Source organism: Lentibacter sp. (assembly GCF_965657785.1).
GTDB lineage: Bacteria > Pseudomonadota > Alphaproteobacteria > Rhodobacterales > Rhodobacteraceae > Lentibacter.
Genome location: NZ_CBFHPP010000007.1, coordinates 80,790 through 88,644, shown reverse-complemented (window position 1 = coordinate 88,644; position 7,855 = coordinate 80,790). Strand labels below are relative to the sequence as shown.

9 protein-coding genes and 1 pseudogene are annotated in these 7,855 nt (G+C 59.8%); 8 read left to right on the top strand and 2 right to left on the bottom strand.

Features of this window, described 5'->3' with window-relative positions:
- The 8 genes and pseudogenes from ACTF58_RS06510 to ACTF58_RS06475 all read left to right on the top strand — a co-directional run.
- Positions 1–195: pseudogene (locus tag ACTF58_RS06510) on the top strand (hypothetical protein); the annotation flags it as partial.
- A 187-nt stretch (positions 196–382) separates the two neighbouring features.
- Positions 383–766, top strand: coding sequence for a succinate dehydrogenase, cytochrome b556 subunit (sdhC, locus tag ACTF58_RS06505; protein WP_438991163.1), 384 nt, complete (start codon positions 383–385; stop codon positions 764–766).
- A gap of 12 nt (positions 767–778) precedes the next feature.
- The gene (gene sdhD, locus ACTF58_RS06500; RefSeq protein WP_438991162.1) at positions 779–1,150 is read left to right on the top strand and encodes a succinate dehydrogenase, hydrophobic membrane anchor protein; all 372 of its coding nucleotides are present in this window, start codon (positions 779–781) and stop codon (positions 1,148–1,150) included.
- 13 nt (positions 1,151–1,163) lie between these two features.
- The gene (sdhA, locus tag ACTF58_RS06495) at positions 1,164–2,969 is read left to right on the top strand and encodes a succinate dehydrogenase flavoprotein subunit (protein ID WP_438991161.1); all 1,806 of its coding nucleotides are present in this window, start codon (positions 1,164–1,166) and stop codon (positions 2,967–2,969) included.
- Positions 2,969–3,307 (top strand): hypothetical protein, encoded by a 339-nt coding sequence (locus tag ACTF58_RS06490; protein WP_438991160.1) that lies wholly within the window; start codon positions 2,969–2,971, stop codon positions 3,305–3,307. Before sdhA ends, ACTF58_RS06490 begins: the two co-directional genes overlap by 1 nt.
- A 12-nt stretch (positions 3,308–3,319) precedes the next feature.
- Entirely contained in the window at positions 3,320–4,105 is a 786-nt protein-coding gene (locus ACTF58_RS06485; RefSeq protein ID WP_438991159.1) for a succinate dehydrogenase iron-sulfur subunit, read from the top strand.
- 164 nt (positions 4,106–4,269) lie between these two features.
- Positions 4,270–4,404 (top strand): hypothetical protein, encoded by a 135-nt coding sequence (locus ACTF58_RS06480; RefSeq protein ID WP_438991158.1) that lies wholly within the window; start codon positions 4,270–4,272, stop codon positions 4,402–4,404.
- A gap of 125 nt (positions 4,405–4,529) precedes the next feature.
- Positions 4,530–5,387, top strand: a complete 858-nt coding sequence (locus ACTF58_RS06475; protein WP_438991157.1) for an urea carboxylase-associated family protein — start codon at positions 4,530–4,532, stop codon at positions 5,385–5,387.
- Positions 5,388–5,579: 192 nt separating this feature from the next.
- Here the strand turns inward: ACTF58_RS06475 and deoD are convergent, their stop codons facing one another.
- Both deoD and ACTF58_RS06465 read right to left on the bottom strand, forming a co-directional pair.
- The gene (deoD, locus tag ACTF58_RS06470) at positions 5,580–6,287 is read right to left on the bottom strand and encodes a purine-nucleoside phosphorylase (RefSeq protein WP_438991156.1); all 708 of its coding nucleotides are present in this window, start codon (positions 6,285–6,287) and stop codon (positions 5,580–5,582) included.
- A 57-nt stretch (positions 6,288–6,344) separates the two neighbouring features.
- Positions 6,345–7,855: protein meaA (locus ACTF58_RS06465; protein ID WP_438991155.1), on the bottom strand; the 1,511-nt coding region annotated here is incomplete at its 5' end.

Sequence of the window (7,855 nt, the reverse complement as noted above, 5' to 3'; positions counted from 1 at the left end):
TTTAGCGGGCTGACGGTCAAGGCGTGGTCCGAAGTGCTCGACAAGGCCGAGACAAGCGCGCCCGGTGTGGGCGCTGTGCGGTTGCGGCTTGTGGCTGTGAGCGGGGGCGACGCCTTCACGCTCAAAGGCGAGGACGGAAAATACCTCCCTCACGTGCTTTTGGACCTCGACTATTGGGCCTTGATGCCGCTCTGATCTGGCTTGTTTTGTGATCACGCTTTTCATAAGTGTGATCACAAAAGTGATTTTCTCGGCATTTGCGACAAAAAAGCAGGCCTGATCCGCGTCTCTTTGCGTGACTCTGTCTCTAAATCCGTTATCAAAGGTGTAACGCGTGTAGAGGTATAGAGTCCGCACGCTTCTGAGAAGAGGATCTACTCATATGGCCAATGGCAAACCCGTAGAGCGCCCGCTTTCGCCGCATTTGACGATATATCGCCCGCAGCTCACTTCGATCACCTCGATTCTGACACGGATCACAGGCAACGCGCTGATCATTTCGGCGGTTCTTGTGGTCTGGTGGCTTCTGGCGGCGGCTGTCGGCCCGGCCTATTACAACATCGCCAATGCGGTGCTGACCTCGTGGTTTGGTGACATTGTCATGAGCCTTTCGGTTCTGGGCGTCTGGTATCACTACCTCGCGGGTCTGCGTCACCTCTATTTTGATGCGGGTCACGGCCTTGATGTCCCGACAGCAGAGAAGCTCGGATGGGCCTGTCTGATCGGGTCGGTCGTTCTCACCGTAATCACTTTGATCATTGTATAAGGGGAGCGGAATATGCGGTATTTGACAGCTCGTAAACGCGCAGAAGGCAAAGGCTCGGCCCACCACGGCGCCGAACACCACTGGTCCATGCAGGTGAGCGCCGTTGGCCTCGCCCTCGTTGTGCCTGCCTTTCTCTTTATCTTCGGGCGTGCGCTGGGCAGCAGCCATGCGGATGTGCTCGCCACATTCCAGAGCCCCTTTGTTGTGATCATTGTGGGGCTGACGCTTTTCATTGGCCTCAATCATGCGCGCAAGGGCGCGACCATCATGATCGAGGATTACACGCAGGGCACGACCCGCAAGGGGCTGATCATTTTTGTGACAGCTCTCACCTATTTGATGACGGCCACGGCGCTCTATGCGCTGGCCAAACTCGCGCTGTAAGGACATTTTGACCATGGCTGAATACGAATACGAAACACACGATTATGACGTTGTTGTTGTCGGTGCGGGTGGCGCTGGTTTGCGTGCCACGCTTGGTATGGCCGAGCAGGGCCTGCGCACCGCTTGTGTGACCAAGGTTTTCCCGACGCGCTCCCACACGGTTGCGGCGCAAGGCGGCATTGCCGCTTCGCTCTCCAACATGGGGCCGGATCACTGGCAGTGGCATATGTATGACACGGTCAAAGGCTCTGACTGGCTCGGCGACACTGACGCGATGGAATATCTCGCCCGTGAAGCGCCCAAGGCGGTTTACGAGCTTGAGCATTATGGCGTGCCGTTTTCGCGCACCGAAGAGGGCAAGATCTATCAGCGCCCCTTCGGCGGCCACACCACCGAGTTTGGCGAAGGCCCCGCCGTGCAGCGCACCTGCGCCGCCGCAGACCGCACGGGCCACGCAATCTTGCACACGCTCTATGGCCAGTCTCTCAAGAACAACGCCGAATTCTACATCGAGTATTTCGCGATTGATCTGATCATGTCTGAAGACGGCCAATGCCAAGGCGTTGTCTGCTGGAAGCTTGATGACGGCACAATGCACGTCTTCAACGCCAAGATGGTTGTTCTGGCCACAGGCGGCTACGGGCGCGCCTATTTCTCGGCCACATCTGCGCACACTTGCACAGGCGATGGCGGCGGCATGGTCGCGCGCGCAGGCCTTGGGTTGCAGGATATGGAATTTGTCCAGTTTCACCCCACAGGGATCTACGGCTCAGGCTGTCTGATCACCGAGGGCGCACGCGGCGAAGGCGGATACCTCACCAACTCCGAAGGCGAGCGCTTTATGGAGCGCTATGCGCCGCAGTATAAAGACCTCGCACCGCGCGACTATGTTTCGCGCTCCATGACCATGGAGATCCGTGAGGGCCGTGGTGTGGGCGCTGAGGGCGACCATATTCACCTCAACCTGTCACACCTCCCCGCCGATGCTCTGGCCGAGCGCCTGCCTGGCATCTCGGAATCAGCCAAGATTTTTGCGGGTGTTGATGTCACCAAAGAGCCGATCCCTGTGATCCCGACGGTGCATTACAACATGGGCGGCGTTCCCACAAACTATTGGGGCGAAGTGATCAACCCGACCAAAACAGACGCAAACGCCATTGTGCCTGGCCTGATGGCTGTGGGCGAGGCGGGCTGTGCGTCTGTGCACGGTGCAAACCGTCTTGGCTCAAACTCGCTGATTGACCTTGTGGTCTTTGGCCGCGCGGCCGCCATTCGCGCAGGGCAGATTGTCGATGCGGCTGCGCCCAACCCCGAGCTGAACAAAGCCTCTGTTGATGCGGCCTTTGCGCGCTTTGACGGTCTGCGCCACGCCAAAGGCACCACAGGCACAGCCGAGCTGCGCCTTGAAATGCAAAAAACCATGCAGGCGGATGCGGCTGTGTTCCGCACCTCCAAGACGCTCAAAGAGGGCGTTGACAAGATGGCGGCGATTGCGGGCAAGCAAGACGATTTGAAAGTCACAGACCGCTCGCTGGTCTGGAACTCCGATCTCATGGAAACGCTTGAGCTGACAAACCTCATGCCGAACGCTTTGGCGACAATTGCAGGCGCAGAAGCCCGCAAGGAAAGCCGCGGCGCGCACGCCCACGAAGACTTCGCCACGCGCGATGACGAAAACTGGCGTGTGCACACCATTGCCCACCTTGAGGGCAATGATGTGAAGCTGAGCTACCGTGAGGTTGGCAAAACGCCCCTGACGACCGAAAAAGAAGGCGGCATCAGCCTCAAGCGGATCGCTCCGAAAGAGCGGACGTTCTGATGACGCTGAAGGCTGCATATCTGGCAGGCGCTCTGGCGTTGCTCGCAGGCTGCGACACGGCCCAACAGGCCGTGGACGACGCCGCGCGGGTGACGGCGAAAGCCACAGTGGAAAAGGTTCTGACGGCGCATCTGCCCCAGAGCCTGCCGGCCAAGATGGTGACGCCTTACTCAAGCTGCGTCATCGACAACGCAAGCGCCAACGAACTGTTCCAGTTCAGCCGCGCCTCGATCACGGGTGTTGAGCCCAGCACAATCGGCTTGGTGACGGATATTATCCAGCGCCCCGCCACAACCAAATGTATTGCCAAGGCCTCGACCGGCCTCTTGGCCTCCTAAAGGAGAAAACGGATGGCAGAGTTCAAACTTCCCGCGAATAGCCGCATGACGACGGGCAAAACATGGCCCAAGCCTGAAGGCGCAACCAACCTGCGCCAGTTTGATATCTATCGCTGGAACCCCGATGACGGGAAAAACCCCTGCGTGGACACGTATTTTGTCGATATGGACAGCTGCGGGCCGATGATCCTTGATGCGCTCATCAAGATCAAAAACGAGATCGACCCGACCCTGACCTTCCGCCGCTCGTGCCGCGAGGGGATCTGTGGCTCCTGCGCCATGAACATTGATGGGATCAACACGCTGGCCTGTATCTACGGTATGGACGAAGTCAAAGACGGCAGCGCCGTCAGGGTCTATCCGCTGCCGCATATGCCTGTCGTGAAAGACCTGATCCCCGATCTGACGCATTTCTATGCCCAGCACGCCAGCATCATGCCTTGGCTTGAAACCAAGACAAATCGCCCGCAAAAAGAGTGGAAACAGTCGATTGGCGACCGTAAGAAGCTTGACGGCCTCTATGAATGCGTCATGTGCGCCTGCTGCTCGACCTCTTGCCCGAGCTACTGGTGGAACTCCGACAAATACCTTGGCCCAGCCGCGCTGCTCCATGCCTATCGCTGGATCATTGACAGCCGCGACGAGGCAACAGGCGAGCGTCTGGACGATCTGGAAGATCCGTTCAAGCTCTATCGCTGCCACACGATCATGAACTGCGCCAAGACCTGCCCCAAGGGCCTCAACCCCGCCAAGGCGATTGCCGAGATCAAGCGGATGCAGGTCAACCGCGTCGTTTAAACCGCGATTGCACTGAAATGAGGCGGGCAGCTCTCTGGGGCTGCCCGTTTTTTATGCGCCAATGTCCTGTCGGCATAGCGGGCATTCCGACTGGGCACTGCTGTGACGGGCGATATCTGCTAGGATAGGGGCAGGAGGAGTTTTGCAACATTTGGAGCAGACTCATGAGCACCCAAACGAAGACCAAAGCTGACCGCCTTGCCGCGCTGAGAGCGCTTGAGCAGGCCTATGAATACTGGTCAGGCCCCGCCCTCAAACCTGCGCCGCAAAAGCCCGAGAAACCCGCCGCCAAAGGCTGATTAAATCTGCCTTGCTGTTTTGCTATTGCTGCGCGTCGCGTCTTGTTGTCCCGCTTTGCCCCCTGTCTTGTAGAGACTGCGGTTTGATGCCAGATTGTAGCCAAACGAGCAGCGGGAGACGCGCTATGAGTGAGCCAGAAGATGCGGCGCTGCGCCGCGCGGTTGAACCTGTGATTTGTTATCCGAACGAAACCCTGCCCACACCGCCGATGGCGCTTTACCGCGCGGCGCGCGAAGGCGCCAAGAAGATCAGCGAGGTGCTGGCGGCACCGCGCGAGGCCTGCACATTTGATGTGCCACAGGGGGGCTTTTTTCGCATCAGCGCGGTCGACGGCCCGCAGGTGGGCGACCTCAACCTCTGGAATAAACACGACCTGTCAGAGCGGTTTTACTCAGGCAAAACCCGCGCCCTGCATGGCACCCATATCACAACAGGCGAGCGGATGTGGTCGAGCTTTCCACATTTGCGCCCGATGGCGACAATCGTGGCGGATACGCTCGGCTGGTATGGGATGGATGCCTTCGGCGGCTCTGTGCATGATGTGATCGGCACGCGCTGTGACCCCTACACTGGCAATCTGCTCAGCGGTGCGCAGTATCACCACTGCTGTCACTCGAACCTGACCCGCGCTTTGGCCGACCACCTCGGCATCAGCCTTTCGGACGCCGAGCCTCATGTGCATGATGTGCTCAACGTCTTTATGTGCACAGGGTTTACCCGCGACACGGGGCAGTATTTTATGAAGGCCAGCCCGGTGCGGGTCGGCGATTATCTTGAGTTTTTTGCCGAAGTCGACCTGCTTGGCGCTTTGTCGGCCTGCCCGGGCGGAGACTGCTCAAGCGAGCACACCTCTGATGCGGCGGCCTGCTATCCGTTGCGGGTCGAGGTGTTTGAACCCGCTGAAGGCGCGCTTGAGGGCTGGGAGCCGCCCGCCAAAAACGGCTATGACGGGAGCCATGGGCGGTCATCGGGCTTGAGCTGATGTCGAATTTGCTTCGCAAATCCGACCCGCTGGGGGCTTTGCCCCCAGACGCAGGTAAACTTGAGGGCTTTACCCCCCAGACACAGGACAAGCTGGGGGCTTTGCCCCCAGACCCCCAGGATATTTAGAGAAAGAGGAAGTCTGGGGCGCGGCGCTTTAGGGGGCGGGGCGCTTTGGGCAGGGCGGGGCGTTTTAGGCTGGGAAAGCTGCGTCGAGGGCGATTTGGACCATGTCGCCAAAGCTTTGTTCGCGCTCGGAGCTGGGCAGGGCCTCGCCTGTTTGTAGGTGGTCGGAGACCGTGAGCACGGCGAGCGCGCGGGCCTTGAAGCGCGCCGCGACTGTGTAGAGTTCGGCGGCTTCCATCTCGACGCCCAAGATGCCGTGGCGGGTCATTTGCTCTGTGAGATCGGAGCGTTCATCATAGAAAACATCAGAAGAATAGATACCGCCCACATGAGGGGTTTGGCCCATGGCCTCGGCGGCGGCCACGGCGGCGCGCAGGAGCTGGAAGTCGGCTGTGGGGGCGAAATTGACCTCGCGGAAGAGACCCATGGAGGGGGTGTTGAGCGAGGTGGCGCTCATGGCGATGATCACATCGCGGATCTTGACCTCGGGTTGCATTCCGCCGCAGGAGCCGATGCGAATGAGGGTTTTTGCGCCAAAGTCGCGGATCAGCTCGTTGGCATAGATCGACAGGCTCGGCATGCCCATGCCAGAGCCGTGGATCGTCACGGGGTGGCCTTTGTATGTGCCTGTATAGCCAAGCATTCCGCGCACCTCATTGACGAGGCGGGGGGCGTCAAGGAATGTCTCTGCGGCCCATTTGGCGCGCAGGGGGTCGCCTGGCATCAGGACGGTTTCGGCGATATCGCCTGCTTTTGCGCCGATGTGAACTGTCATGCTGTCTCTCCCGCTTTTCGGCGGGAGAGTGCAAAACTGCGCGCGAAAGGTAAAGCGCTATTCGGCGGCTTCGGCTTTGGGATCGGCCAGCGTGACCACATCCATCATGATGGTGTTCAGCTCGAAATCTTTCGGCGTATAGACCCGCGCAACGCCCATCGCGAGCAGGCGTTTGGCGTCGTCATCGGGGATGATCCCGCCGACAATAACAGGGATATGCGCAAGGCCTGCAGCCGTCATCCGCTCCATCAGCTCTTCCACGAGGGGGATATGGCTGCCTGAAAGGATCGAGAGGCCGACCACATGGCTGTTTTGCTCAAGGGCGGCGCGCACGAGCTCTTCGGGCGTCAGGCGGATACCGTCATAGGTGATGCTCATGCCGCAGTCGCGGGCGCGATAAGCGATCTGCTCGGCGCCATTGCTGTGGCCGTCAAGGCCGGGCTTACCAATCAGGAAAGAGAGGCGGCGGCCGAGCTTGTCAGAGACATGATCGACGGCGGCGCGCAGATCATCAAGGCCCTCGGTCTTGTTGGAGGGGGCGGGCGAGACGCCCGTTGGCCCACGGTATTCGCCGTGCACAGCGCGCATCTGAGCGGCCCATTCGCCTGTGGTTGCGCCTGCTTTGGCGGCCACGATCGAGGCGGGCATGATATTTTCGCCCTTGGCAGCGGCGTCACGCAGCGCTGTGAGAGCGCTCTGCACGGCGGCCTCGTCGCGCGCGGCGCGCCACTCTGTGAGGCGGTTGATTTGGTCGGCCTCTGTGGCAGGGTCGACTGTCATAATGCCGCCATCGGCGCTCATCAGCGGGCTTGGCTCGGTCTGGGTGTATTTGTTCACACCGACAACCACGGTTTCGCCAGCTTCAATGCGGCCCAAGCGCTCGGCGTTTGAGGTCACGAGCTGGGCTTTCATATAGTCAATCGCCTTGATCGCACCGCCCATGCCGTCAAGCCCTGCAAGTTCCTGACGGGTGCCAGCCTTGAGCGCTTCGACTTTGGCATCAACCGCAGGGTTGCCATCAAAGAGGTCGTCATATTCCAAAAGATCGGTCTCAAACGCCATGATCTGCTGCATCCGCATGGACCATTGCTGATCCCACGGGCGGGGCAGGCCGAGGGCCTCGTTCCACGCAGGGAGCTGCACCGCGCGGGCGCGGGCCTTTTTGCTCAGGGTCACGGCGAGCATTTCAATTAGGATGCGGTAGACGTTGTTTTCGGGTTGCTGTTCTGTGAGACCAAGCGAATTGACCTGAACACCATAGCGGAAGCGGCGGAACTTGGCGTCTGTGACGCCGTAGCGCGCGAGCAGGATTTCATCCCAGAGGTCGACAAAGGCGCGCATCTTGCACATCTCGGTGACAAAGCGGATGCCTGCGTTGACAAAAAACGAGATCCGCCCGCAAAGCGCGGGGAAGTCTTCTGCTGGGACGCGCGGCTTCAGCTCGTCCAGCACGGCAATGGCTGTGGCCAGAGCAAAGGCAAGCTCCTGCTCGGGCGTCGCGCCCGCCTCTTGCAAATGATAGGAGCAGACATTCATCGGGTTCCACTTGGGCACATGGGTGTAGCAAT